This window comes from Sinomonas terrae (assembly GCF_022539255.1).
Lineage (GTDB): Bacteria > Actinomycetota > Actinomycetes > Actinomycetales > Micrococcaceae > Sinomonas > Sinomonas terrae.
In genome coordinates this window covers 3,902,418-3,928,430 of record NZ_JAKZBV010000001.1, presented here as the reverse complement: position 1 = coordinate 3,928,430, position 26,013 = coordinate 3,902,418, and the positions used below count along the sequence as shown (strand labels likewise).

The 26,013-nt window shown below is 66.9% G+C and carries 23 protein-coding genes and 2 pseudogenes; 10 read left to right on the top strand and 15 right to left on the bottom strand.

The annotated features are described in order from the left end of the window. Positions 1–145: 145 nt before the first annotated feature. From L0M17_RS18150 to L0M17_RS18130, 5 genes are all read left to right on the top strand, one after another. Positions 146–1,486 carry an MFS transporter gene (locus tag L0M17_RS18150; protein WP_241055797.1) on the top strand — a complete coding sequence of 447 codons (1,341 nt, stop codon included), beginning with the start codon at positions 146–148 and terminating at the stop codon, positions 1,484–1,486. 47 nt (positions 1,487–1,533) lie between these two features. Further along, a complete protein-coding gene (locus L0M17_RS18145) occupies positions 1,534–1,926 on the top strand; it encodes a RidA family protein (protein WP_241055796.1) in 393 nt (130 codons plus the stop codon). A 2-nt stretch (positions 1,927–1,928) separates the two neighbouring features. Beyond that, the gene (locus L0M17_RS18140) at positions 1,929–3,218 is read left to right on the top strand and encodes a type III PLP-dependent enzyme domain-containing protein (protein WP_241056500.1); all 1,290 of its coding nucleotides are present in this window, start codon (positions 1,929–1,931) and stop codon (positions 3,216–3,218) included. Positions 3,219–3,283: 65 nt separating this feature from the next. Further along, the gene (locus L0M17_RS18135; protein WP_241055795.1) at positions 3,284–4,894 is read left to right on the top strand and encodes an N-acyl-D-amino-acid deacylase family protein; all 1,611 of its coding nucleotides are present in this window, start codon (positions 3,284–3,286) and stop codon (positions 4,892–4,894) included. A 2-nt stretch (positions 4,895–4,896) separates the two neighbouring features. Next, on the top strand, positions 4,897–5,334 hold the full coding sequence (locus tag L0M17_RS18130; RefSeq protein ID WP_241055794.1) for a rhodanese-like domain-containing protein: 438 nt from the start codon (positions 4,897–4,899) through the stop codon (positions 5,332–5,334). 127 nt (positions 5,335–5,461) lie between these two features. Here the strand turns inward: L0M17_RS18130 and L0M17_RS18125 are convergent, their stop codons facing one another. The 6 genes from L0M17_RS18125 to L0M17_RS18100 all read right to left on the bottom strand — a co-directional run bounded on the left by L0M17_RS18125 (position 5,462) and on the right by L0M17_RS18100 (position 14,746). Next, a complete protein-coding gene (locus L0M17_RS18125) occupies positions 5,462–6,292 on the bottom strand; it encodes a DNA-formamidopyrimidine glycosylase family protein (protein WP_241055793.1) in 831 nt (276 codons plus the stop codon). After that, positions 6,285–11,180: an ATP-dependent helicase gene (locus L0M17_RS18120; protein ID WP_372498075.1), complete on the bottom strand. Its 4,896-nt coding sequence runs from the start codon at positions 11,178–11,180 to the stop codon at positions 6,285–6,287. Before L0M17_RS18120 ends, L0M17_RS18125 begins: the two co-directional genes overlap by 8 nt. A 109-nt stretch (positions 11,181–11,289) precedes the next feature. Beyond that, on the bottom strand, positions 11,290–11,946 hold the full coding sequence (locus L0M17_RS18115; RefSeq protein WP_241055791.1) for a DUF4232 domain-containing protein: 657 nt from the start codon (positions 11,944–11,946) through the stop codon (positions 11,290–11,292). A gap of 117 nt (positions 11,947–12,063) precedes the next feature. Next, positions 12,064–13,305: an alkaline phosphatase family protein gene (locus L0M17_RS18110; RefSeq protein WP_241055790.1), complete on the bottom strand. Its 1,242-nt coding sequence runs from the start codon at positions 13,303–13,305 to the stop codon at positions 12,064–12,066. Positions 13,306–13,454: 149 nt separating this feature from the next. Next, positions 13,455–13,946 (bottom strand): hypothetical protein, encoded by a 492-nt coding sequence (locus tag L0M17_RS18105; protein ID WP_241055789.1) that lies wholly within the window; start codon positions 13,944–13,946, stop codon positions 13,455–13,457. 221 nt (positions 13,947–14,167) lie between these two features. Further along, positions 14,168–14,746 carry a TetR/AcrR family transcriptional regulator gene (locus tag L0M17_RS18100; protein ID WP_241055788.1) on the bottom strand — a complete coding sequence of 193 codons (579 nt, stop codon included), beginning with the start codon at positions 14,744–14,746 and terminating at the stop codon, positions 14,168–14,170. Positions 14,747–14,931: 185 nt separating this feature from the next. On the opposite strand from L0M17_RS18100, the gene L0M17_RS18095 reads away from it, so the two are divergent. Continuing rightward, positions 14,932–16,101, top strand: a complete 1,170-nt coding sequence (locus L0M17_RS18095) for an MFS transporter (protein WP_241055787.1) — start codon at positions 14,932–14,934, stop codon at positions 16,099–16,101. A gap of 138 nt (positions 16,102–16,239) precedes the next feature. Here L0M17_RS18095 and L0M17_RS18090 read toward each other — a convergent pair whose 3' ends face one another. Beyond that, positions 16,240–17,559, bottom strand: a complete 1,320-nt coding sequence (locus L0M17_RS18090; protein ID WP_241055786.1) for an MFS transporter — start codon at positions 17,557–17,559, stop codon at positions 16,240–16,242. A 140-nt stretch (positions 17,560–17,699) separates the two neighbouring features. Between L0M17_RS18090 and L0M17_RS18085 the strand changes: the two genes are divergently transcribed. Together L0M17_RS18085 and L0M17_RS18080 are read left to right on the top strand one after the other, a co-directional pair. Then, on the top strand, positions 17,700–18,302 hold the full coding sequence (locus L0M17_RS18085) for a DUF1214 domain-containing protein (protein WP_241055785.1): 603 nt from the start codon (positions 17,700–17,702) through the stop codon (positions 18,300–18,302). A 1-nt stretch (position 18,303) separates the two neighbouring features. Then, complete coding sequence (locus L0M17_RS18080) at positions 18,304–18,960, top strand: DUF1254 domain-containing protein (protein ID WP_241055784.1); 657 nt, start codon at positions 18,304–18,306, stop codon at positions 18,958–18,960. Positions 18,961–19,301: 341 nt separating this feature from the next. Here the strand turns inward: L0M17_RS18080 and L0M17_RS18075 are convergent, their stop codons facing one another. Genes L0M17_RS18075 through L0M17_RS18065 form a run of 3 tightly spaced genes read right to left on the bottom strand, consistent with a single transcriptional unit; the run spans position 19,302 to position 20,425 of the window. Next, entirely contained in the window at positions 19,302–19,469 is a 168-nt protein-coding gene (locus L0M17_RS18075) for a DUF8730 family Cys-rich protein (protein ID WP_241055783.1), read from the bottom strand. Between the two features lie 33 nt (positions 19,470–19,502). Continuing rightward, the gene (locus tag L0M17_RS18070; RefSeq protein WP_308196898.1) at positions 19,503–20,267 is read right to left on the bottom strand and encodes a sulfite exporter TauE/SafE family protein; all 765 of its coding nucleotides are present in this window, start codon (positions 20,265–20,267) and stop codon (positions 19,503–19,505) included. Next, positions 20,264–20,425 carry a rhodanese-like domain-containing protein gene (locus tag L0M17_RS18065; RefSeq protein WP_241055782.1) on the bottom strand — a complete coding sequence of 54 codons (162 nt, stop codon included), beginning with the start codon at positions 20,423–20,425 and terminating at the stop codon, positions 20,264–20,266. Before L0M17_RS18065 ends, L0M17_RS18070 begins: the two co-directional genes overlap by 4 nt. Before the next feature lie 114 nt (positions 20,426–20,539). On the opposite strand from L0M17_RS18065, the gene L0M17_RS18060 reads away from it, so the two are divergent. After that, positions 20,540–20,776, top strand: coding sequence for a metal-sensitive transcriptional regulator (locus L0M17_RS18060; RefSeq protein ID WP_241056498.1), 237 nt, complete (start codon positions 20,540–20,542; stop codon positions 20,774–20,776). Between the two features lie 102 nt (positions 20,777–20,878). Here the strand turns inward: L0M17_RS18060 and L0M17_RS23005 are convergent. The 5 genes and pseudogenes from L0M17_RS23005 to L0M17_RS18045 all read right to left on the bottom strand — a co-directional run. Next, positions 20,879–21,124: pseudogene (locus L0M17_RS23005) on the bottom strand (HoxN/HupN/NixA family nickel/cobalt transporter); the annotation flags it as partial. Between the two features lie 19 nt (positions 21,125–21,143). After that, a pseudogene (locus tag L0M17_RS23000) lies at positions 21,144–21,437 on the bottom strand (HoxN/HupN/NixA family nickel/cobalt transporter); the annotation flags it as partial. Between the two features lie 243 nt (positions 21,438–21,680). Further along, entirely contained in the window at positions 21,681–23,033 is a 1,353-nt protein-coding gene (locus L0M17_RS18055) for an MBL fold metallo-hydrolase (protein WP_241055781.1), read from the bottom strand. 95 nt (positions 23,034–23,128) lie between these two features. Beyond that, complete coding sequence (locus L0M17_RS18050) at positions 23,129–23,437, bottom strand: metal-sensitive transcriptional regulator (RefSeq protein ID WP_241055780.1); 309 nt, start codon at positions 23,435–23,437, stop codon at positions 23,129–23,131. Between the two features lie 140 nt (positions 23,438–23,577). Then, on the bottom strand, positions 23,578–25,380 hold the full coding sequence (locus L0M17_RS18045) for a glycoside hydrolase family 3 N-terminal domain-containing protein (protein ID WP_241055779.1): 1,803 nt from the start codon (positions 25,378–25,380) through the stop codon (positions 23,578–23,580). 155 nt (positions 25,381–25,535) lie between these two features. Between L0M17_RS18045 and L0M17_RS18040 the strand changes: the two genes are divergently transcribed. Continuing rightward, positions 25,536–25,991 carry a GNAT family N-acetyltransferase gene (locus L0M17_RS18040; RefSeq protein ID WP_241055778.1) on the top strand — a complete coding sequence of 152 codons (456 nt, stop codon included), beginning with the start codon at positions 25,536–25,538 and terminating at the stop codon, positions 25,989–25,991. Positions 25,992–26,013 lie beyond the last annotated feature (22 nt).

The following is a 26,013-nucleotide window of genomic DNA, read 5'->3' as shown; positions in this document are numbered from 1 at the left end:
ACGAGCCACATGGCCATAGACAAACCGTACGGCTCATAGACATACTGTTCAAGTGGGTGCTAGCTTACCGATCGGACTTGCGGGCCGGCAGGGCAGCCGGAATCAAAGCAGCACCGAAATCTGGACCTAGGGTAAGGAGGCTCTTGTGGTACGGACAGAGCAGGAACAACAGGCGTCGTGGAGAACGGCTATTCCGTGGAAGCAGCGCCGCGTCGTTGCGGGCGGCGCCATCGGCACGCTCATGGAGTACTTCGACTACTACCTTTACGGCCTCGCATCGGCCACCGTCTTTCCCACGGTGTTCTTCCCCAATAGCAATCCGATTGTCGGAACGCTCTCGTCCTTCGCGAGCTTTGCCTTCGGATTTCTGCTCCGCCCGATTGGCGGGCTCGTCTTCGGCCACATCGGCGATCGCATGGGCCGCAAGACGACTCTGATGATCACCGTCGTCGGAATGGGAATTTCCACGGCCGCTATCGGCCTCATTCCCTCTGCTGCTGCAATTGGCATTGCCGCACCTATCCTGCTGCTCTTCTTCCGGATGCTCCAGGGCCTCTTCGTCGGCGGTGAGATGGGAGGCGCGGCGGCGCTCGTCGTCGAGCACGCCCCTGCAGGTCGGCGTGGACTCTTCGGAGCCCTGCTGATCAGCGGTGCCGGTGTCGCCAACGTCGCTTCCGCCGGTCTCATGGCCGCCTTCGGCGCAGGTTCCCACTCGTTCTTCATCACGTGGGGCTGGCGAATTCCCTTCGTGTTCGCTCTGGTCCTCGCCATCATCGCCGTGGTTCTCCGTTCCAAGCTGGACGAATCCGAGGAGTTCAAGGACCTTGCCGCAGCGCGCGCGCAGAACCAGGAAAAGGGCAAGTCCCCGCTGAAGGAAGTGTTCCGCCACCCGAAGAACGCAATTCTCGGGATTCTGATCGGCTTGCCGCAGAGCATCGCCGGCTACCTCGTGCTGACCTTCGGCCTCGCCTTTATGGTTTCCAAGGGAACGCAGGCGCAGGTGGGCTTCATCGGCACGATGATCGTCGGCGTCCTGCAGATTTTCGCGGCCCCACTTTGGGGGAGCCTCTCGGACAAGATCGGGCGCCGCAAGACCTACATCGGCGCGTGCATTGCCTTTGCCCTCCTGATCTACCCCGCGTTCGCGCTGTACGGAACTGAGTCCGCGGTGCTTATCTGGCTTGGCATGATCATTGGATTCGTGATTCCCGGCGTGGCAATGCAGGGCACCCTTCAGACAATGCTCGTCGAGATGTTCGACGTCGAGGCCCGCACCACGGGCGTCAATATCGGCTACCAGATCTCGAACACCATCGGCGGCGGCTTCGCGCCCCTCATCGCGACCGCTCTCTCCGCGGCCTTCGGCAGCGTGTGGCCCGTAATCATCTACGCCGCCGCGATTGCGCTCATCGGCATTATCGGCACGGCATACGCTTCGCTCCGACCGGATGTCGAGAACGCGGGCAGGCTGTACGAGCTGAAGTGACTCCACGGATTTCCCCATCAGCCCAACAATTCGAAAAGGAACAATTCATGAACGTCACGACCAAGACCGCTGTCCACACCACGAACGCTCCCCAGCCTGCCGGTCCCTACAGCCAGGGAATTGAGGCGAACGGGTTCTTCTACACCGCCGGATTCGGGCCGCAGAACCCGGCCACCGGTGCCGTTTCGGACAATGTGGCCGAGCAGACCCGGCAGGTGCTGCGCAATGTGCAGGCCGTCCTCGCCGAGCGCGGCCTCACGATGGACGACTGCGTGAAGACCACCGTGCATTTGGCCGATCTGGCGGACTTCGCTGAATTCAACGAAGCGTACAAGGAGTTCTTCTCAGAGCCCTTCCCCGTCCGCACCACGGTCGGCTCGCAGCTCGCGAACATCCTCGTCGAGATCGACGTCGTCGCCGCTCTGCCTGACGGCAAGTGAGCATGCTTCGGCTGGACGAGCTGGGCAGCGAGCGGCTATCCCCGCGTGACAAGGGGATTCCAGCCCGCGCGTTCGGCATGACAGTGGACGAGTTCCTCGCAAGCGAGCCGAGACTCTCGGAGTTCTGGACTCCTCTTGTGGCCCTCGACAATGAGGCGATCCAGAACAATCTCCGCGTGATGGCCGAGTGGAGCGCATCCCATGGTCTCGAGCTGATGCCGCACGGCAAGACCACCATGGCACCCGCGCTCTGGCAGAGGCAGCTCGAGGCCGGAAGCCTCGGCATCACCCTCGCCACGATGGGGCAGGTTCGCACGGCGCGCACTTTCGGGCTCAACTCGATCATGCTCGCCAACGCCGTCGTCGACGAGCGCTCCCTGCACTACCTCGCCGGCGAGCTCGTGAACCCCGAGTTCCGCTTCGTCTGCTGGGCCGACTCCGTCGCGACCATCGACGAGATGGAGCGCACGCTCCGAGCGGCCGGGACCCCTCGACCTGTCGACGTCTGTGTCGAGTTGGGAGCGGAAGGCGGGCGCACCGGCGCTCGTAGCCTCGGGGAGGCGATCGAAGTCGCAAAGCGGGCGGCGGCGTCCGACGTCGTCCGTCTCGCCGGCGTCGCCGGATACGAGGGTTCCCTTGCGCACGACCGAGCCGAGGCCTCGCTGGCCGCCGTACGCTCCTATCTTCAGGGACAGGTCGAGCTGCACGAATCCCTGGGCGAGCTCTACGACGACGAGGGTGACATCTACGTCACCGCCGGCGGGAGCGCCTACTTCGACGTCGTGGCGGAGGTCTACGCCGAGGCGATGGCGGCTGATTCGCGAACACTGTGGACCTTGCGCAGCGGCGCCTACATCACGCACGACGACGGGTTCTACCGTCATGTCTCTCCCTTGGACGAGGCGGGGGATCAGGCGGCAGGCTCCGCGGCGTCCGCCCGGCTCCGCTCGGCGATGCGGGGACTTGCCCGAGTGGTTTCGCACCCAGAGCCGGGGCTGGCACTGCTCGACGGCGGCAAGAGGGACTTCCCGTTCGACGAGGGGCTCCCGATCCCGCGGCAGACCGCGCCCGATCTGGGCGGCGAGTGGTCGGCTCTCGAGGACGCGTCGATCCGTGCAATGAACGACCAGCACAGCTATCTGGGCCTCGGGGGCCAGGACGTCCAACTCGGTTCCGTCGTCGCTCTGGGTCTCTCGCACCCGTGCACGACGTTCGACAAGTGGCATTACCTGCCGGTCGTGGCATCGCAGGACGACGACCGCGTCGTCGACCTCGTTCGGACCTTCTTCTGACGGACGGCAGCACCCGTGAACAGTACTCGTGAACCAATGGCCAGCACGCAGGAAAGGGCCCCCGAATGCGCTTGGTGATGCACGGCGGGACCGTCGTCGACTCGGAGGAGATGCGCCGCGCTGATGTGGCGATCGAAGGTGAGGCCATCACCGAGGTCGGCGAGATTCCTGTGGGACCGGATGACCGCGTGATCGATTGCCGGGGGCGTTATGTGCTGCCTGGATTCGTCGATACCCATTCGCACGCCGACGGACTTGTCGAAGACGAGTCCGTGCAGCGCTCCCTGCTCAAGCAGGGAGTGACGACGGCGATCGCCGGGCAGGACGGCGTTTCCTTCGCCCCGGGGGATGGGGCGTATGCGAGCGAGTACTTCGCTGCCATCAACGGCGCGCATCCGACTTACGCCGGAGGAGGTGTCGCGGCGTACCTCGCTGGCGTCGACGGGCGATCACGCGTCAACTTCGCCTATCTGGTTCCGGCAGGAACCGTGCGGTGGGAGGTGTGCGGGCGTTCGAAGACTCCGGCAGATGCGGTGCAGCGTGCAGCGATGGTGGACCTCGTCGAGGAGGGCATGCGCGAGGGGGCCGTCGGCCTCTCCACCGGCCTCGACTACGTTCCGGGCCTCTTCGCGAGCACCGACGAGATTGCCGCGCTGTGCGCGCCGGTCGCCTCGGTCGGCGGCGTCTACGTCACGCACATGCGAGGCGGATACGAGGCCAATTCCGCCGCTGGCGTCGAGGAGATTGCCCGGATCAGCGCGCTGTCCGGCGCCCGAGTCCACATCTCGCACTTCCACGCCCAGGCCCACATCGTCCAGGACCAGCTCGAGGCCCTCGCGCGCTCCGGCGTCGACGCCACCTTCGACGCCTACCCCTACACGCGTGGCTGCACTCTGCTCGGCATGCCCCTGCTTCCGCCGGAACTCGCCGTGCTCCCGGCCGATGCGGTCGTCGAAGCCCTCGAGGACCCCCACGAACGGGTGCGCCTGCGACGCGAGTGGTTCCCCGCCGTCGAGCGCAACGCAAGCCTCGGCCCCGAGTGGCCCTCGATGATCACCCTTGCGCACATCGCCGCGCCCGGATTCGCCTGGGCGCACGGTCTCACCCTCGAGGCGGCGGCGGCAAAGGCTGGCACGGATCCGGTGGAGACCGCGCTCGACCTACTGGCGGCCTCCCGACTGCAGGTCAACGCCGTCATGGCTGTTCGGCACGAACGCAAGGTGGCTGAACTCGCACGCATCTTCTCGAATCCCGGCCACATGGGGGGCTCCGACGGCATCTTCATCGGGGCCCATCCGCATCCCCGGGCCCGTGGCACCTTCGCTCGGTACCTGCGCGAATACGTGCGGGAAACTGCGACGTGGTCGTGGCCCGAGGCGGTGCGACACCTTTCGGCGGCACCCGCTGCTCGCTTCGGTCTTGGCCGACGAGGCCGCGTGGCCACGGGCTGGACAGCCGACCTCATCGTCGTCGACCCCGAGACTGTGCGCGACACCGCCACCTATGAAAGGCCGCTGGGTGAGGCCGTGGGCATCGACGACGTCGTGGTGGCGGGCGAGCCCGTCCTGACTGGTGGCGCGCTCGGGGGGAGGACGCCGGGACGCGGTCTCAGGCGTCAGGCCGCCGCGCCGCCCTTGGCACAGTCCGCTCGCTCGCCCGAGTCTGCGGGGGAGTAGCCGTGGTCTCGCGCGAAAGCCTCCTCGCGTTCGTGGAAGCGAAGCTGGCGTACGAAATCGACGCCGTCGCCGCTCACCGAGCCCAGGCAGACGGCACCGCGCTCATCGTCGACACCCGCAAGCAGCTCTCGTGGGACCACGGCCACATAGCCGGCGCCCTGCACCTGCCCAAGGACGCGAGCCTCGCGGCTCTGCCGCTCGGCCGCCCCCTCATCGTCTACGGGTGGGGGCCGGGCTGCAACGGGGCAACAGTGGCCGCGCGTCGCCTGCTCGCCGAGGGATTCGAAGTCCGCGAACTGATCGGTGGCTACGAATACTGGGCAAGGAACGGATTTCCCGTGGAGCGCGGTGGCTCGGTCGTTCAGCAGCCCGCCGATCCCCTCGTCACCGCCGATTCGAATTCCCTTTCCCGAAGGGCGGCCGCACCAATATCCGATTGACCCCTATCGCATGACGGGCGGTTACCACCCAGAATCAGGACCCCAAGACGGCTCTGAGCTCCGCGAGATCCCAGCTGGAACAGGTGTACAACACCCAGGTCAAACCGAATCTCCAATAGTTCCGGGGCTAGCGCTGGGGCGGTGGCTGGCAGCGCGGGCAGAAGTAGATATCCCGCTCTGAGACACCGCCCTCGCCGAGCACGTCGTGCTGGATCCTCGTGTGGCACCTTCGGCACGGCTGCCCCGCTCGCCCATAGACCCACGAATCGCCCCGCGGGCCGAATCCGCCCGTCGTATTCCGGGACCCCCGGTTGCGGTTGACCTCAAGCAGCCGCTGGGCCTTCGCCACGAGCTCGCTCAGATCCGGAACCCCGGAGACAGGGGTGGCCGGGTGGACACGGGCGAGGAAGCACACCTCGTTCCGGTAGATGTTGCCGATCCCAGCGAGGTTTCGTTGGTCGAGGAGCGCGAGGCCGATGGGCCTGTCTTGCTCGGCGCGCAGGTTCGCCTCGGCAAGGGCGGGGTCCCAGTCAGCGCCGAGGAGGTCGGGACCGAGATGGCCGACGACGGTCTGCTCGTCCGCGGTCGGGATCACCTCGAGCACGCCGAGGGAAAAGCCGACGGCGCTCGTGCCGTCCTCAGCGCGAAGCACGACGCGGGCGGTGTGAGCTGGCTTCCGCCATCGCTCACCTGCGGCGTAGATCTGCCAGCTTCCCTCCATCTTGAGATGCGAATGGATGCTGAGCGGCGCGGAGCCCGCGCTCGGATCGGCGTCTTCCGGCGGGCAGAGCCGGTGGAGCAGATGCTTCCCTCGAGAGACGACGTCGAGGACGGTCCAGCCCGCGAGGTCAAGGGTCGCGAACGAGGGCACGCGGAAATCGGTCTGTGCGAGGCGCTTCCCCGCGAGGGCTGCGTGCATGCGGCTTGCCGCCTGCCACACGTTGTCGCCTTCAGGCACGGATCCGCACCCCTCGCGGCGTCGAGTAGGCGCCTGCGGCCGTGAGCGCGTGGGCCAATGCAGTGTCAAGGAGGTCCCGGCCGTTGACCTTCTCCATGACGAGCTTGTCCACCGCCCCCGAGCGCACGACGCCGACAAGCGCCGTAGCCGCGGGATTCAGCACCTCGTCGTCGTCCGTGAAGGCGAGCAGCGTCTTGCCGCCGCGCTCGATATAGAGGACCAGTGCGCCGTCGACCGTCACGACGAGCGCGCCCGCCTTGCGACCCGGCCGGTGGCCGGTCGCGGCGTCGGGCACGTCCGGCCACGCGAGCGCCGCCCCGTAAGGGTTCGCCGGGTCTGTGGCGGCGAGGGCCAGGGCCGTCCGCGGCGCGGACGACTCCAGATCGACGGTCGAGCTTTCGTCGCGCACGTAGGAGCGCAGGCGGTCAATGGTCGCGGGCACCGCGAACTGCGCAGCGCCGAGTCGGTCGACGAAGTATCCCCGGCGGCACTTGCCTGCCTCCTCGAGCCGGGAGAGCACCTTGTACAGGAGGCCGAACCCACCGGGAACCTCCTCGGACATGACCGAGCCGCGGGTGAGGACGCCATAGCGGTCCATGAGCAACTCGGCGAGGGCGTGTGCTTTGACGGTCGGGTCGAGCTCGACCTGCCGGACGGCGGCCCAACGCCCCGCCGCCATGGGCGGCGCAGCGGACGACGGCGCGTCGAAGCCCAAGCCTGTCACCGCGCCGAGGCGCCCAACCCGGGGGAGCCGGCCACCGCGCAGGGCTGAACTTCCGACCGCTCCGCGGCCGCCGCCGTAAGTGCGGGCCCGCGGCGTGCGGGACGGCTGCCGATGGGCCGTGTGGCCGGCGTCGAGCATCGCGCGGACCGGGGCGAAGGTGTCTCCCGTGACGCGGCCCGCCCAGACCAGATCCCAGAGCGCATGCACTGCGGCTTCGTCGGTGAGCACTGAATCCATGCCTCCGCCAGCCTCGGCGATCTGACGGAAGAAGTAGCCGCCCCCGCCCCCGAGGAAGTCGAGGATGCGCTGCTGAACGTCGTCGGGTGTGAAGTCGGGGTCCGGCGCGAGCGTCAGGGGCGCGGAATCGGCGAGGTGCAGACTTACCCAGCCGTCGTTGCCGGGCAGTGCTCCCGTGCCCGTCCAGAGGATTTCGCCACTCGCCATGAGTTCGTCGAGCAGCGCGGGCGAATAGTCCGAGATCCGGCTGCGCAGCACGAGCGATTCCCACGCGCTTGCGGGGACCGGCACGCCGGCGAGTTGGTCGACCACGGTCAGGACGCCGTCGTGCCCCCGGAGCGAACCGCGAGGTCCGCCGCCTTCGCTCCCGACGTGCTGCCAAGCGGCCAGGAAGCGGGCGAAGGCGGGCTGGTCGACGGGTTCGACGTCGGCCCGCAGCGCCGCGAGCGAGCGGCGCCGGATCCTGCGCAGCACCTCCGCGTCGCACCATTCCACGGGGCTTCCGGCGGTGGGAGCATCGCCGCTCGTGGGACGGAAGGTCCCTTCGATGACCCGCCCATCGGCCGCCAACCGCTTGAGCGTGCCGTGCACGACGGCGACCCCAAGCCCAAGCCGCGCGGCCGCTTCCCCAGCAGTGAATGGGCCATGAGTGCGCGCATACCGCCCGACAAGATCCCCCAACGGATCGGCCACAGGCTCAATAAAGGCGAGCGGCACTCCAATGGGCAGGGGAACGCCGAGGGCATCCCGCAACCGAGAGGCATCCTCGATGGCGGCATAACGCTCAACTCCAGCAATAGAGACCACAAGAGCCCGCTTGCTAGCCACAAGCTCCTCGAGGTGCCGCGCGCTCTCGGAGAGATGCGCGCTATCCTCGCCGGAGACCCGAAGGCGAGCAGCAACCTCCTCGGAGGATAAGGGCCCCAAGAGCCGCAGCAGATCCGCCGCACCCTCGAGCCCGGACAACTTCCGATCTTCCGCAACCCGCTGCAGCTCCCGTTCGGTCTGCTCGATGATCCGCGCGTCGAGGAGTTCGCTCAGCTCGGCCCGGCCGAGGAGTTCGTTGAGCAGGGTCGAGTCCAGGGAGAGCGCGGCGGCCCGGCGTTCAGCGAGGGGCGAATCGCCTTCGTAGAGGAACTGGGCCACGTAGCCGAACAGGAGGGAGCGCGCGAACGGGGAGGGCTGCTGGGTTGTGGTCTCGACGAGCCGCAGCTCGCGGCGCTGCATCGCGGCAGCGACGTCCTTGAGGGCAGGAAGGTCGTACACGTCCTGGAGGCATTCGCGGACGGCCTCGAGGATGATGGGGAACTGCGGGAACTTCTTCGCGACGTCGAGCAGTTGGGACGCGCGCTGGCGCTGCTGCCACAGCGGCTGCCGCTTGGCGGGGTTCTGCCGGGGGAGGAGCAGGGCGCGGGCGGCGCACTCGCGGAACCGGGCCGCGAAGAGTGCGGAACCGCCGACCTCGCCCGTCACGATCCCCTCGATCTCCTCGGGTTCGAAGACGAACAGCTCCGCGCCCGGGGGCTCGTCCTCCATCATGGGCACGCGCAGGACGATCCCGTCGTCGGCCGCCATTGCGGACCCATCGATCCCGTACCGCTGGCTCAGCCGCTGACCCACGGCTAGCGCCCACGGCGCGTGCACGGGCATGCCGAAGGGGGAGTGCAGCACGACCCGCCAGTCGCCGAGCTCGTCCTGGAAGCGTTCGACGACGAGCGTCCGGTCGCTCGGGACCACCGACGTCGCCTGCTTCTGCTCGTCGAGGTACTGCACGAGATTTCCCGCAGCGAACGCGTCGAGCCCCGCGGCCTCGATGCGCTCGAGAGCGCGCTCGCGGTCCGCGCCGGAGACTTCACGCTGAAATGCGCCGAGGGCACGGCCGAGCTCGACGGGCCGCCCCACGCCGTCGCCCTTCCAGAAGGGAAGCTTGCCCGGCTGGCCGAAAGCGGGGGAGACGAGGACCCGGTCGTGGGTGATGTCCTCGATCTTCCAGCTCGTCGCTCCGAGCGCGAAAACGTCGCCGACGCGCGACTCGTAGACCATCTCCTCGTCGAGCTCGCCGACCCGACGGCCGCCCCGCGCTGCCTCGCGCGCGGACCCCTCGACCTCCGACCCCACGATGTAGACACCGAACAGGCCGCGGTCGGGGATCGTTCCGCCGGACGTCACGGCGAGCCGCTGGGCGCCGGGCCGCCCCTCGATGGTGCCCTCTTCCCGATCCCACACGATGCGTGGTCGGAGCTCGGCGAACTCGTCGCTCGGGTACTTGCCGGAGAGGAGGTCGAGAGTCGCTTCGAAGGCCGAGCGCGGCAAAGTCGAGAAAGGCGCGGAACGGCGGACGACGTCGAACCACTCCTCGACGTCGACCGGGCCCAGAGCGGTGGCGGCCACGGTCTGCTGGGCGAGGATGTCGAGAGGATTCGCCGGGATACGCAGCGCCTCGATCTGCCCGGCGAGCATGCGTTCGACCGTGATCGCGGTGTGGACGAGGTCGGCGCGGTGCTTGGGGAACAGGACGCCCTGGCTCACCTCGCCCACCTGGTGCCCCGCGCGCCCCACACGTTGGAGACCCGAGGCGACAGACGGCGGCGACTCGACTTGGATCACGAGGTCCACGAGCCCCATGTCGATGCCGAGCTCGAGGCTGCTCGTCGCGACGACGCAGCGCAGCCTGCCGGACTTGAGGTCATCCTCGATCTGGGCCCGCTGCTCCTTCGACACTGAACCGTGGTGCGCGCGAGCCAGGACCGGGTCCGCCCCCGCTGTCTGTCCGGCCTGCGCCATCATCTCGGCCGGGGTGCGGGACGTCGCCGCGACCGGCGGGTCCGGCTGCTGCACCGGTTCGTCCCACACGCTCGGCTGCAGCCGCTCGGCGTAGATCTCGTTGAGGCGCCCGGTGAGCCGTTCGGCCAGGCGCCGCGAATTCGAGAAGACGATCGTCGAGCGGTTGGCGAGGACCAGATCGACAATCTTCTCCTCCACATGCGGCCAGATCGAGGCCTGCGGCTGGAGGCCACTCGCAGGCCCCGTGTCGTTGGCGGCCGCTGCGCCCTGCAGATCGCTCATGTCCTCGACGGGCACCGTCACGGTGAGCTCCCACGTCTTCGCCGCAGGCGGCGCGACGATCTCGCATGGCGCCTGCCCCGCGAGGAACTGCGCGACCAGCTCGCGCGGCTCGACTGTCGCCGAGAGCCCGATGCGCTGCGCGGGCTTCGGCAACAGTGCGTCGAGGCGCTCGAGAGAGACAGCGAGATGAGCACCGCGCTTCGTGCCCGCGACGGCGTGCACCTCGTCCACGATCACCGTCTGGACCTCGCTCAGCGTCTCCCGCGCCTGGGATGTGAGCATCAGATAGAGGGACTCCGGCGTCGTGATGAGGATGTCCGGCGGGTTGCTCAACAGGGCGCGGCGGTCCGACGCTGGAGTGTCCCCCGAACGCACGCCGACACTCACCTCGGGCACGGGGAAGCCGAGGCGCCGCGCGCTCTGGGAGATGCCGATGAGAGGCGCTCGGAGGTTGCGTTCGACGTCGACGCCGAGCGCCTTGAGCGGCGAAATGTACAGCACCTTTGTGAGGTTTTTGGGCCCGCCGCTCTTGCCCCGACGACGGCGGGGACGCGCCATGCCCGGCAGCGCGCCGTCGTCGTCCGTCTCATCTGAGCCAGGCCCAGCGGCGAGAGGACCTTGAGAGCCCACGTCGTGCCGCATGAGCCGATCGAGCGACCAAAGGAACGCGGCCAAAGTCTTGCCCGAGCCGGTCGGCGCCACGACGAGGGCGTGCCGCCCCGAGGAGATTGCCTCCCATGCGCCGGCTTGGGCAGGCGTGGGCTCGCGGAAGGCGCCGAGGAACCACTCCCGCGTCGCGTCGCCGAACCGCTCGAGGACGGCACGGGGCGCCGCAGGTGCGGGGGTCGCGCTCCGAGCCATCATGCGTCCATCATGCCCCACCCCGCCGACAGAATAAGGGGCGGCAAGGGGAACGAGGGGGCACCGGCGTCGGCACCCCCTCGTCCTCGCGCGACGCTGCGCGTGGCTGCTACATCGGCTGGAATGCCTTGAGGGTCAGCAGGTGGATGCCCGTCTCGCTGCAGGCCGTCTCGGGCTGGGAGATGAAGACCGAGCCGTAGTCCTCCGGCGGGTAGATACGGATGCCGGCCGCCTGCACCTGGGTGCAGCTTCCGCCATACAGCCCCGGCTGGGTGTAGCCGAAGTCGGCGCCGCCGGACTGTCCCGGCTGGAGGACGATATTCGTGACGGGCACGGAGCTGTCTCGGTCGGCGGGTGCGCCGATCGGCCCGCCGTCTGGGCCAGCCGTGAGCGAGACGCCGGCGAAGCCTGAGAGGAGGCAAGGAGTCGAGCTCGTGTTCGTGAGGACGATCTTGGAATAGACGTGCCCTGCCGCGCCGCCAGCGCCTGGGCCGAGCGAGGCCTTGAGCTGCGACGAGACGCAGCGGGCAGGGGCGCCCGCCACCGGCGCCGTGGTCGGTGCAGCGCTACCCGAGGAACTCGGCATGGGAGTTGCGCTCGCGGAGTCGGAGCCCGTGGAGGACGGCGTGGCCGACGGCGACGACGTGGACGAGCCGCTCGGGCTCGTGGTCGTCTGGCTCGTGGCGTTGTTGCCGCAGGCAGCGAGGCCGAGGGCCGCGACGAAGAGTGTTGCGGCGAGGGCCGGAAGGCGCAAGTGGCGAGTCACAATCCCACGATTCACTTCAGTCACATTGGTGTCAAGTGCTGTAGAGCGCTGTTGCCTGATTGTTAGAACCGATCGTTGCATCACCCCGTTGTTAGGGGGCTGAAGCGTTTGGCTCGGTCACGGCTTGTTGCTGAAGACGTCCGGGCCGAAGGCTTTGAGGCCCGGGGCGGAGGCGTAGCCGAGACGGGGCAGGGAAAAGAGGTCCTCGATAGTGGCGAGCAGGCTGTAGTGGTTGTACGGCGTGTCCGAGGTCGTTCCGCCCAGCGTGAAGGGTGAGAGCACGAGAGCGCCCACCCTTCCGCCAGCCGTGCCGCCTGGCAGGAGCCCGTCCGGTCCCGCGGTCGTACCGTCGGCTTCGTCGAAGGTGATCACGAGGACACCGTCCTGCTTGAAAGCAGGGGACGCCAAGATTGCCGGCACCTGCTGACGCAGCCAGACGTCTGCGCTTGCCAGTCCGCCCGGCCGCCCGTCGACGCAGGGACTGTCGTGGCCGTCGTCGCACAGGTTCGGCGAGATGTAGGAGAGGTTGGGGGTCGTGCGGATGGACTCGAGGTCCTCGGCGAACTGGGAGAACGGGACGACGCTGCTCTGGCACTGGGGCGATGAGGTGATCGACTCGAAGTACACGAACGGGTCGTGGTAGGTCGCATACTGATCGCCCACTTTGGCGGTGCGATGGTCGTCCTTCGCCCAGAGTTCCGGGTGTTCGCAGGGAGTCTGCATGTCCTCTATATAGGCTTTCCAGGTCTTACCGGCGGTGGTGAGCTGCCCGGCGACCGTGGGAACTGAGGCGGGGTACACGCAACCGCTCCCCTCCAGTTGCCCGGGCGACGTCGTCCCGAAAGGCTCGAACGGGACGTAGGCGGGGCAGTCGTTCTTGGTGACCGGGTTGGGTCCTTGCCCGGAAATCTGGGCGAGGTAGTTCGGGGTCGAGTGGTGCGCTATGCCGTAGTACTGGGAGAGCAGGACGCCCTGGGCCCGCAGGGTACCGGACAGGTACGGGGCCACAGAGGCAGGTCCCCAGGTCCTGAGGTAGCTCTTGTTCTCGAGGTTGATCACGAAGACGTGGCCAGAGGTGGCGGCAGAGGTCGATGAGGTCGCGGCAGGGCTTGCTCCTGAAGGGGGCGCGGGCCCGGGGAGCGAGGAATGGCAGCCCGCGAATGCCAGGAGGGTGAGGGCCGCCGCGGCAACGAGCCGCGGACACTGCCGCATGAGCTTGCCTATCCTTCCCTGGACCCCGCTCATCCTGTCGCCTCGGAAGGGTTTGGCGGTGCGTCGAATGCTGAAGCACGCATACAGGCCGCCGGCCTCATCCTCGCGCAGGCTTGCAGCGACGGTAGCAGGGAAGACGGGTGCCATGTATAGGCCATAAGTCCCGGACGGGACCCTTCAGGCGCGATCTCTCAGTGCTCGCCTGGTCGGTGCTTCGGCAAACTTTGGGTTCGCTCGGTGAAGGAGGGGGCCCATCGGTGGGATCCGACGAGCCCCCGTTGGCTTCAATGATTCGATCAGCTGACCGTCCACGTTCCCGGGACGTTGACGGTGATGCTGTTGGTGGCGTCGGTGATGCTCAGATCAGTCCAAGATGCGCTCAGCAGAGTGGTGGTCTGGCCTGAAGGGCAGGTCAGGTAGCTGAGCTGGTTTGCTGGTGGAGTGAGCGTGAGGTTCGCGACGACGTTGCCGCCGGCGTTCGCGGTGAAGGTTTGGGATGCCGACTGGGACGAGGAGAACGCGGTCTTGTTCGAGGCCTTCGGGTGGTTCGACCCGCCGTTGATGCAGCCGAGGACGAAGTCGTAGGTCGCTGCCGTCGAAACGGTGACAGAGGCGCCGGCGCCGACACCGGCCTCCTTGAAGTTGACTACGAGGTTGCTGCCCGAGACGCTCGGGGTGATGTAGACGAAGTGGGGATTCCCGGATCCCCCAGTGGACGCCTGGGCGGGAGCGGTCCAGGCGAAGAGGGCAAGGAGAGCTGCGCCCAGGGTGGCGATGATCTTGCGCATGACACACAGCTTTCGCGCAAAGTGGTGGTGATGGGTGCCGAGCGGCAGGTATGCGGTATGCCCCCAGTGCATGCCCGCGACTAGCATCCCCCGCCGGGCCGACGGACGCTTCGCATGGGATCCCCGCGGCAGCAATGGTAGCGCTGAATGGCTGGATGGGAAAGACATTTGCTCTCTCCATTTGCCACCGTAGTGAAGGTGGAGCATCCCTCGGGCGGGCGTTATGCAGGGTCGGTATGTGGGGAGGGGATGTCGTCGAAGAGACGGCGGACAAGGCGTGAGGCCAGGCCCGTCGGGACGTCGTCTGGGTCGAAGATGATCCGGTAGACGATCGGGGCGAGCACGACGTCGATGACGTCATCCAAGTCGGGCACCCGCTCACCGCGCCGCCGACCGCGCTCGAGCATCGTCTTCACTCGCTCGCGCGCATATTCGCCTCCGCGGATGGCGCTGGCGCGATCGGCCCCGCCGGAGACCATGTCGCACATGAACTTCCGCCCAGTGGGGGAAGCGGATTCCTCGATGTACTGCTCGGCCCAGGCCGTCAGGTCGTCGAAAACCGATCCAGTGTCCGGAGGGCCATCTGGCCGCAGCCGAGCAACCGCCACATCTGCAAACAGGCCCCCGAGGTCTCCCCAGCGGCGATAGATCGTTGACGGTGCCACTCCGGCCAACGCGGCAATCTTGGGCACTGTGATGAAGTCATTGTCTTGATCTGCCTGCAGGGCGCGCACGGCGTCGTGCACGGCCTGCTGGACTCGAGCAGCGCGGCCGCCGGGACGGGGATCGGCGATGGGCACATCACAAGGATACCGAAAAAGCGAATCTTTTGCGTTTTGATCCCTTGATGGGCTACTCTCGAACGCGAAATATTCGCGTTTTCCGTGAGTGAAAGGTCTCTATGTCGTCCCTGCGTCGACGCTCTCGTCCGCTGCTGTCCGAACGTGCCGCGTTCTGGGTGCAGGCCTCAGTGTTGGTGGTTCTGATGGCGGCCTCCAGCGCTCCCAGCCCCCTATACCCCGTCTACCAGGGGATGTGGGGCTTTCCCCCGGTCGTGCTGACCGTCATCTTCGCCGCCTACGTGCTGGCCCTGCTCGCGGCCCTGCTCGTCGTGGGATCGCTCTCGGATCATTTGGGCCGCCGTCCCGTCCTGCTCGCCGCCCTCGCTCTGGAAGCTATCGCGATGCTGGTGTTCATCGGCGCCGGCAGTGCGTGGGCCCTGATCCTCGCGAGACTGTTGCAGGGCATCGCCACCGGGGCGGCAATCGGGACCTTGGGGGCCTACCTCATCGATCTGGAGCAGGCGGTACGTCCTGGCCTTGGAACGGTTTTCAACGGAGCCGGCCCGGGCGTGGGATTGGCCCTCGGCGCGGTAGGCTCCAGCCTGTTGGTCGCGGCGGCTCCGGGCTCCATCCAGTTGGTCTACATTGTGTTGGGCGTTCTGCTGGTCCTGCAGCTGATTGCCACCGCGTTGGGCCCGGAGACGACGTCTCGTGAGCCGGGAGCTCTGGGCTCGCTGATGCCGAGAGTCCGCTTCCCCCGGGCCACCCGTCGGAGCGCCCTGTGGCTGCTTCCTGCCGCGGTCGCGACCTGGTCGCTGGGCGGCCTGATCCTTTCCCTGGGTCCCAGCCTCGTCCGGTCCCTGGCAGGACCGCACGCAGTCGTTCTCACGGGGCTCGTCGTCGCGGCTCTGACCGGCACTGGCGGTGCTGTCACCTTGATGCTGGGGTCGGCCCGTCCAACCACGGTCCTCGCCCTCGGCATGGGCACTCTGGTGGCTGGCGTGGGCGGTACGATCGTGGCGCTGGCGCTCAGGTCCGCAGGTCTCTATTTCGGCGCCACGGTGCTCGCCGGCGTCGGCTTCGGTGCGGGCTTTCTCGCCGTCCTGAGGATGCTGATACCACAGGCCGCCCCGCACGAGCGGGCTGGACTGCTATCGGCGATCTACGTGGTCAGCTATCTGGCCAACAGCGTCCCGGCCGTCGCGGCCGGCGCACTCGCGCAGGGGATCGGTCTTACCGCCACAGCCATCGGCTACAGCGGGATGGTCATCGCTCTGGCGCTGTTCGTCCTCACCGGATCGGTGATTCGCTCTCGAACCGCACGCTCCGCGCCTTCGGTGCACCGCGCGCGGCAGTTGTCGAGGGAGGGATAGGCGCTTCCGGCGCACCGGGCCCCCGCCGGCCCGTCACCTGCGACAGACCAAGTGCGGGCCTACCTGCCCGATGACAGTCAGACCCGCACTTGGATTGGTGGTCTCGAGAACCTCCAGATGGTTCGGATGCCTTGGGATTCAGGGGGATGAATGTCCCCGGCCGGTTGCGTCTGCGGAGGCTTTGGCTACGGGTCGGTCGCCGCTTCGCCTGAGGGTGAGCATGACGAGCCCGGCGGCGAGGAGGCAGATGGCGAGGAAGACCGAGGCGGCCAGGAAGCTTCCTCCGGAGGCGTCCTGGAGGAAGCCGCCGACGTAGGGTCCGACGAAGCCGCCGAGGTTGCCGACGGCGTTGATCAGGCCCATCGCGCTTCCGGCGACGACGACGGGCATGGCGCGGGAGGCGGCGGCCCAGAAGGGTCCGTCGTAGGCCAGTGCTCCTGCGACCGCGATGCTGATGAAGACCACGGCGAGGAACGGTATGGAGCTCCCGGTGGCGACGGAGATGACCAGGGCGACGGCGCCGACGGCCATGGAGAGCAGCACGTGGGTGGAGTAGCGTCCGGACCTGTCGGCTGCCTTGGCGTTGTACCAGAGGGCGAACATGGCCAGCACGTACGGGATGGCGGTGACGAAGCCGACCTCGAGGGAGGATCCGGAGGTGATCGTCTTGACGACCTTGGGCAGCCAGATGTTCAGGCCGTAGAACCCGATCTGGATCAGGAAGTAGACCAGGGTCAGGCGCCAGACCGCGCCGTTGGAGAAGACGTGCCTGATGCCCACGTGCTCCCGGTGGGGGGTGCTGGCCTCGTCGGCTGCGAGCCCCTGCTCGATGTACGCGCGCTCTTCGGGGGTGACCCACTTGGCGTCGCGGGGGCGGTCGGAGATGAAGATCCACCAGATGGGGGCGGCGATCACGAACGGGAAGAGGCCTTCGATGATGAACAGCCAGCGCCAGTCCGAGAACGAGATGATCCAGCCCGAGAGCGGGGCGGTGATGATGGAGGAGATGGCGATGTTCATCATCCAGAAGGCGTAGGCCCGGGCGCGTTCGGCTGCGGGGAACCAGTGGCTGATCAGGACCAGGATGGCGGGCCAGATGCCGGCCTCGGCGACGCCGAGCAGGAAGCGCACGGCGAGGAGTTCGGCGAAGTTCTGGACGAAGCCGGTGGCCACGGCCAGCAGGCCCCAGACCAGGACCATGATCCCGACGAATTTCTTCGCGCTCCAGCGTTCGGCCAGATGGCCTCCCGGGATCTGCAGGGTCAGGTAGCCGATGAAGAAGATCCCTGCGGCAAGGCCCTGCTGCGCAGCGTCGATGCCGAGGTCCTTCTGGAGCCCGTTCAGGGCGAACCCGATGTTGGTCCGGTCCATGAACGAGATGATGTAGACGATGATGGCCACCGGGATCAGGCGCGTCCAGCGCTTTCGCCCAACGGTCTCGCGGACAGCTTCGGCCACGATTCCTCCTATTTCCTATAGGATAATTGGCATTCTCGAGGCTACGCGTGACCTGGTTCACGGTCAAGGGGCCTGGTTCACGGTCAAGGGGAGCACGCAGGTCCTCACGCTCCGCTGAGGCGCCGCGCTACTGTGCGGGCATGGGAGGTTTCCTCGGGTGGGTGGTGCATTCCGGCGTCGTCCAAGGGGTCATCATCGGCGCCACGCTTGCGTTCCTGACGGCGGTCGTCATCCTGAACACGACCGCCAGGACGATAACAACGACGGTCAATGGCTGGAAAGCGATCCCTCTATGCGGGCAACCCGGCAATGGCGTCCTGGTGCGAGCCGCGTGCGCCAAGGCGCTGCCCGCCGTCAATGCGTTTGAAGAGGCCGCGTACTGGACGACAACCGTAGACGGCTCGGGGAAGACCCTCAGCGGCAGGAATGAATACGTCCTGCATGTTCCGGCTGGACAGTTCCCGCCCAATGACGCGTTCTGGTCGCTTACCGTCACCGATGTGGTGGGCTACATGGTGCAGAATCCCATCGGCCGCTCCAGCATCGACGATCGTTCAAATCTTGCGAAGAACGCCGATGGCTCGGTGGATATCCACCTTCAGAGGAGTGCCCCGATTGGACGTGAGCAGAATTGGCTTCCGATTCCGTCCGGGAAGTTCAAGCTGATTCTGCGTGCGTACCTTCCCGGGACGGAAATTCTCGAAGGCAGCTATCACGTGCCCCAAGTCGCAAGGGTGCCATGATATGAACCGCCTCATCTTGAAATACGCGTACCCCCTGACGGCGGTCATACTCGTGATCTTCGCCTGGGTCGTCTACCAGCGCGCCTCTCAAGGTTGGAGTCAGATTGTTCCACTGGGTGTCGCGGCTGTCATCGTGTGGGTGCTCGGCGCACCCGCTTTCATCTACTTCTGGCCGCGCATGACGGTGAGCGGTTACAAGAGGGCCATTTTGAAGAACGGTATCGGAGGGGGTCCGATCCCAGTCAATACCCTCTACGCCGCTCCCACTACCTCTTCTCCTTCGGCCTCGGTGGGAAGCCTCTTGGCAACCGGGACCAGCGATCTGCTGTACATCGCAGGTTGGCTCGACTTGAGCAAGGGGCCGCAAATCCTGCATGTGCCTGACACTGCGGGCAGGTACTACAGCGTGCAGTTCACGAGCCCGTCAGACAGCGCCAATTTCGCCTATGTCGGCAAACGCACCACGGGAACCAAGGCCGGCGACTTCGTCCTCAGTGGCCCGCGGTGGAAGGGACGCGTGCCGAATGGCATGGCCGCGATTCCTTCGCCAAGCGATTCCGTGCTCGTCATCGGCCGCGTATTCGTAGCAAGCGAAAGCGATCTTCCGGCCGCGTACGCGCTGGCAAAGCAAATACAGTTCGCCCCGCTCAACGAGTAACTAGCTCAGTCGCCAGCCAGCGCCTATTCAGAGATCACACGCTAACGCCGAAGCAGTTCCGCCGGTCCGCCACGCTTCCGCCGATTGCTGTCCCCGGTTCCGCCGGAGCCACGCCGGTCGGCCCCAGTTCCGCCGGGTTGTCGCCCCAGTTCCGCCGGGTTCCCGCCCTTCCGCCGGTAAGCCGGAGCCACGCCGGTCGGAACCCCCTCTTTTGCGGCCGACCCCCTTCGCCGATGGAGTTCCGCCGGTCGGCCACGGTTCCGCCGGTCTGCTGCAGTCACGCCGGTTGGCCGGCCGCAGTTCCGCCGCTCGGCCACAGTTTCCGCCGGTCAGAAGCGGAATCAGCGTCCGAGGATCCGCGAGAAGAAGGTCCCGAGCGAACTCGGCTCCTCGTCGTGGCCTTGGCAGCGCTCCGCATTCGGCACGCCCCGCATGACCTGCTGTACATGCTGTCCACAGCCAGCCCAGGTCGTCTTTCCGCACTTCTTGCACGTGATCTGACGGCACATTCTGTTCTCCTTCGTCTAGTTTTTCTTCTTGGGTTATCGAGTGGTGGCTTCGATGGCCACATAAACGGCCACGACGAGGACAAGCCCCGCGAAGCCGCGTTTGAGGAAATGCTCGGGCACTTTCCGGGAGAAGCCTCCCGCGACGAGCGAGGCCGCCATGGCAGCGATGGCGAAGGCCCCGATGACTGTCCAATCAAGGTGCATTCCGCCGAGGTGGGCGGAGAGGCCTGCGAGCGAGTTGATGACGATGATGGCCAGCGATGTCCCGACGGTCATCGCCATGGGCAATCCCAGCACGAGGGTGAGGGCAGGGACGATGAGGAAGCCGCCGCCGACTCCAAGGAGCCCCGTGAGGAACCCGACGGCCGCCCCGGTCAGGACGGCCTTGGGGAGACAGCTCCGCCAGTTCACCCCGCCGCCCGGGAGCGCGCAGGCTCCGCCGACAGCTTCCGTGCGGCGCAGCATCCGGACGCCCGCCACGACCATGATGGCGGCGAACGCGAACAGGAGGACTTTCTGGTCCAGCATCCGGTTGAACGCGGCACCGAGGTAGGCCGTCACCGTGCCCGCGGCCCCGATGAGGAGCGCGAGCCGCCAATTGACCCCACGGCGGATCCTGGGCAGCACGGCGACGGCGGAGGAGGCGCCGACGACGACGAGCGAACCCGGGATGGCGGCCGCGAGAGGCACGCCCACCCCGTAGACGAGTGCGGGCACAGCGAGGATCGACCCGCCACCGCCGACGAGCCCGAGGAGGCCGCCGACGACGACGCCGAATGCCAGTGCGGGAAGGATCACCGGGCTTCCCCCAACTGCTGCAGGCCGCGATGCGCGTGGTACGAGCTCTTGATGTGGAGGGAGTCGAATTCAGCTCCGCCGCGGACGTCCACAATCATGAGATCGTCGTGACGTGCGACCCAGTCCATGAGGGCCGTGGGATCGACGGTTAGAGCCATGGGAAGAACCTTTCTCTGGTGGCGGTTGATACCCCCAGGGGTAGAATCGAATGTCGCCCGGAAGGGCGGTGAACCTAATGAGGAGTTGTCGTGGTCGAGCTGAAGCCTGAGGACATGACGCCCGTGCTGAACCGTCTGCGGCGCGCGCAGGGGCAGCTTGCGGGCGTGGTCAGGATGATCGAGGAGGGCAAGGACTGCAGCGCCGTGGTCATGCAGCTCGCCGCCGTGTCCAAAGCGGTGGACCGCGCGGGCTTCGCGATTATCTCCTCTGGACTCGAGGAGTGCTTCCGAGCGGGAAACGACGAAGTGGACCGGAAGCAACTCGAGAAGATGTTCCTCTCCCTGGCGTAGTTCGGGTTGTGAGGGCGTAGAGGCCGAAGACCCCGAGCGCGGCGACGAGCCCCATGCCGTGACGGCGAAGTTGTAGGTCGCTTTGCGGTAGCCGGCCGGGTACATCTTCCATGGAGCGTCGACCAGGCGGGCGAGAGGGCCAAAGGCCCGTAGGAGGAATCCGCGGGAGTTGAGATGGCGCTCCAATTCGCCCGCGTCCATCGAGCCACCGCGAGCCCTCCGCAGCCATGACCCCATCCCTTTCAGCGACGGGAGGTTCCACGCCCCCGCGAGGAGCAGGAAGAGGCCCGAGATCGCCCGAACCCCACAGGGAGGCGGACTGGCGCAGGAGCGAGCCTTCGTTCGCAAGGCTCATCGAGAACGCGCTGAACCCCGCCAAGACGAGTCCCACCGCACCGACGACGACGGTCGAATGGCCGAGCGCGAACCAGAACCCGAGCGAGATCGGCCGTCGATTCACTGCGATGAGACGCCGGGTGGCGTTCTCGATCGCTGCGATGTGGTCGGCGTCGAACGCGTGCCGGATGCCCAAGGCGTAAGCGCTCACTGCGAGCCCGAGGAGTGTCGGAGCGTCCCCACCCTCGGCGACCGCCGCGGGCAGCACGAGAGCTCCGAAGATTCCCCATCCAGCTAGGTGAAGGACCAGGACGGTGAGGACCATGCCCGTGAGGGCTCGGCGCTCGCCGTTTTGGGATCGGCTCGGGGATGGCACGCTGTTCCTCTCTTCACGGGTGCGGGTGCCCTTCGCCGCGGCAGGATCAGGTGCGGCAGGATCAGGTGCGGCAGGATCGGCCGGGCAGGATCGGAAGGGGCGGCCGGCCGCAGTTCGGGGGAAAACTGCGGCCGGCCAGTGAAAGGCCGCCGGTCCCGAGGGAGCCGGGACCGGCGACCGGTCTATAGGGGCTCAGGCCTCGATGGGGAGCCCGGCGCCAGCGGCGCGCTCGAACGCGCCGTCGACTTGGACGACGTCGTACCCCGCCCGGTCGAGCAGGCTCGCGGCGATTCCCGAGCGATACCCGGAGCCACAGTGCACCCAGAGGCGCCCGCTCGGAAGCTCGTCGAGCCTGCTGAGGAGCTCGTGGAGGGGGATGTTCACAGCGCCTTCGATCCGCGACGCCTTGTACTCGTCGGCCCGGCGGACATCGAGGATTGCCTCTCCGGCTGGCCGGTTCTCGAGCATGCCCTCCCACCCCACGCGGGGGTAGGAGGAGACCGGTGCCTCCGGGGCGATCTGGGCAGGATCCTGTCCCAGCGAGGCGTCCGGAGATTCGATCCCGATCCGGGAAAGATCGCGGATAGCGTTCTCGACGTCGTCACGGGAGCCGACGAGCGTGAGCTTCTTTCCGTAGGGGAAGAGCCAGCCGAGGTAGGTGGTGAAGCTGTTGCCGTTTCTGTACTCGAAGCTCACGCTGCCCTTGAGGTGCTCGGACGCGTAGGCCACCCGGTTGCGCAGGTCGACGACCCACTCTCCCGCGTCGAGGCGAGCCCGCAGCTCCTCCGGATCGAGCGACTCGGGAACGGTCAGGTCCGCTTCACCCGGCCCCGCCTCGTTGCCCGGTCCCATGTGGACGTAGTAGCTCGGGTACGCGGTGAGGTTGGCGATGAGTTCGGACACGAAGTGTGCCTCGTCCTGATCCGTGTAGACGTGGTTTGCGGTGAACTGGTCGCCCAGAGTCGAGCCAGCTGCGCCGGTCGCCGGCCCGGACGAGCAGAAGGAGCCGAAGCCGTGGGTCGGGTAGAGGGCGGCTGCTGCGCCAGCTTCTTCGGCCAGGCGCCGGGCGGAGGCGTACTGATCGTGCGTGAGGCCGATCGTGTGCTCGTCCCCGAGGAGATCGGTGCGGCCGACCGAGCCGTACAGGACGCTGCCGCCGGAGAAGACGGCCTGCTCGTCACCGTGCTCGACGACGAAGGAGAGGTGGTTGTGAGTGTGGCCGGGAGTCGCGATTGCCTTGACTGCAAGCTCGCCGACCGTGACGGTCTCTCCATCTGCGATGGGGGTGCGCTCGAACGGCACCTTGTCCTCGGCGTTCACGAGGTACGCAGCATGGTACTTCTGCGCGTAGATGAGGCCGCCGGTCAGGTAGTCGTTGTGCATATGGGTCTCGGCTACATGGGTCACGGTGATGCCTGCTTCGACAGCGACGGCCTCCACGCGGTCGATGTCGCGCTGGGCATCGATCACGAGACCGACGCGGCCATCATGCACGAGATAGCTGCGGTCTCCGAGCTGCGGGGTTTCGATGACGATGACGTCCAAAGTGTTCCTCCGGGAAGCTGCCGTGGGCTGATGTTCTGAGATTCGAGAATACCCTCGGGGGTATGTGTTTCCACAATCCCCTCGTCGGACCTGGATCACGCAAGGGTGAGGAACAGGCGCCGCAGCTCATCCATCGTCATGGTGCCCTCCTCGGGTTCGGTGCCGTCCGCTGCCTCGCTTCGCGCCTCTGCGGTCGCTGCGATGCGGTGCCGCATCGTCGTGGAGACGAGCTCGAACCCCGCCTTGTCCAAGGCCTTACGCACTGCTGCGAGCTGGATGATCACCGCCCGGCAGTCGGCGCCGTCCTCGACAGCAGTGATCAGGGCACCCAACTGGCCGCGGGCGCGCTTGAGCCTGTTGGCGAGCCGGCGGCCTTCAGCCGAACGGGGGGCTGTGCCCTCCATCGTGGACTCCTTCCCGGCGTGCCGCGGGGGCGGCTTCGCATGAGGACGATTATACCCCTAGGGGTATAATCGTGCAGGGGTCCCGGGCACACTTCCTTCCGGCCTTTTCTGCTGCGCAGTCCCTCCGGACGCGTCCGGAGTCAGATCACCTGAGTCGTGCCCGTCGCCTGATTCCAGATGATCGAACCGTGCTGGAAGTCGTTACGACGGCCGCCGGGCACTCCGTATTCGTCGCTCACGGGGTATCCGAGGGTGCTCCGCTCGTACCCCAGGGATGCCCACTTCGCCCTGATCGCGCCGTGCACCTCGTGGGCCCCGGTGCCGGCTGTCCAGTAGATCGAGCCACCGGTGAAGATGTTGTAGCGGCCGATCCCATCCGGCGTGCCCGTCTCATCCGTGACGGGGTATCCGAGGAAGCTCCCGGGGCCGCCGAGAGCCCGATAGTGGCCCAGGATTCCGCCGTGCACCTCATGTGCTCCGCTCGCCGGGCTCCAGTAGATCACGCCGCCGGTGAAGTTGTTGTAGCGCCCGCCCGGCGCGCCGCTCTCATCGGTCAGGGGGAATCCGAGGAAGCCCGCTGGCCCGCCGAGCGCCCGGTAGTGACTGAGAATTCCACCGTTCACCTCGAACGCGCCAGTTGTGTACGACCAATAGATCGTGCCGCCCGCGTAGTTCTGGGCCCGGCCCCCGGCGATGCGGTACTCCGACCCGCTCGGCTGGCCGAGGAAGGAGCTGCTCCCACCGAGCTGCTGGTAGTGCTGGACGATGGGGTCGTAAGCAGCCGGGCACGCGACGAGCCCGGCGCGGTACTTCTGCTCGAGGACAATTCCAGCCGCGGCCTGCACCTGAGCCAAGAAGCTCGAGTTCTGCTGGGCCTGGGCGATGACTGCGTTCACCATCGCTGGAATATCAGCGGGATTGGTGTCGAGCACGATCGTGCCGCCGGCAGTCAGGAAGTCCAGCGCCCGGTTGGCGGGGGTGAGATCGGATACGGCGACGGCGGCCATGCTGTCCGAGATGATCTCGCCGCCGAACCCCAGATCGCTGCGGAGCATCCCCTGCATCACGGTAGGGGAGAACGCGGCGCGCAGGCCGTCGATGGCGTTGTACTGAGCGAGCGAAACCATGATCGCCGGAATCCCCTGACTGATCGCGGTCGCGAACGGCTGCAGGTAGGCGTCATGCCGGGTGGTGACCGTGTCGGTCACGCCGAACGTGGTGTCAGTGTTCGCCGTTACTCGCCCAAGGCCAGGGAAGTGCTTCCCGGTGGTCTGCACCTTGGCGTCCGCCATCCCGCTCGCGAACGCCGTGCCGTGCGAGGTGACGACGTCCGGCGTGTACCCGTACTCGCGCTGGTAGTAGCCGATGGGTATGTTGCCACCGCCGAGACTGGCTGGCACGGTATCCAGGACCGGAGCCAGATTGAGCGTGATGCCCGCGCTGAGCAGCTCACGCCCCCACTGGTCCGCCGCCTGCCGCAGGGCTGTCGGGTCCATGGTTCCTTGGGCGAGCGCGGTCGGGATGCTGGAGAATCCCGGGCCGCTGAGCACTTGGACGTAGCCGCCTTCCTGATCGACGGCCACCGATAGAGCCACGCCTGCCGTGCTCGTGGCCTGGGCCTGCAGTTCATTCGTGATCTGGAGTGTGCCGGCTACTCCGGCCGCGCTGTCACCCGTGAGGACGACGCCGCCTAGATGGTTCGAGCTGATCTCGCTGAGCTGCGCGCTCGTCGGCCCGGTGCTGGTCACGCCCATCATGAACAGCTGCCCCACCTGCTGGGCGAGACTCATTCCCGAAAGGACGTTCGAGGCGCAGTCCGTTGTGTTGGCAGCGAGGCTGAAGGCCGGGGGAGCGGACGACGGCGGCGGGGCAGCCGTCGTCGGACCCGACGTTGCGCTCGGCGCGGCCGGGGCGACGCCGACGAGAGCGAAGACTGCAGCCAACGAGCGGAGAGCGGCGCATCGTTACCCCCTTTGGGGGCGGCCCAGATTGATCTGGATTGATTTGAAATTACGCCGCAAGATGCATCGCAGCAAGAGGCATTCGCCAGTGCAGGAATCCGGGGTGTCGCGGCTCTCGGTAGGGTGGTCGGATAGAGTTGGAGGTCATTCCTGCGGAGCCGGAGCATCGGCCGCTACTCCGCCAGCTCTTGGAGCTGTACCGGTACGATTTCTCCGAACTCGACCAGAGTGACGTCAATGAGAATGGGTTCTACGGATACCGCTGGCTCGATGCCTATTGGACGGAATCCGAGCGTCATCCCTTCTTGTTCCTGGTCGAGGGCCATCCCGCAGGGTTCGCGCTCGTACGATCGGGCAGGGCCACGGAGATGGCAGAGTTCTTTGTCCTTCGGAAGTATCGGGGGCAGGGAATTGGTACCAAGGCGGCGCGCTCGCTCTTTTCGCGGTTCCCGGGCAAGTGGCTGGTCTCGCAGGTGCCCGGCAATGACGCCGCGACCGGATTCTGGCGTGCCGTCATCCCAGTGCCGTTCCACGAGCAGCGCTTGGACAACGGCCAGGTCCGGCAATCGTTCGACATCCCGCCGTTCCTCTAGCTACGAGCCGTCACGCTGCGAG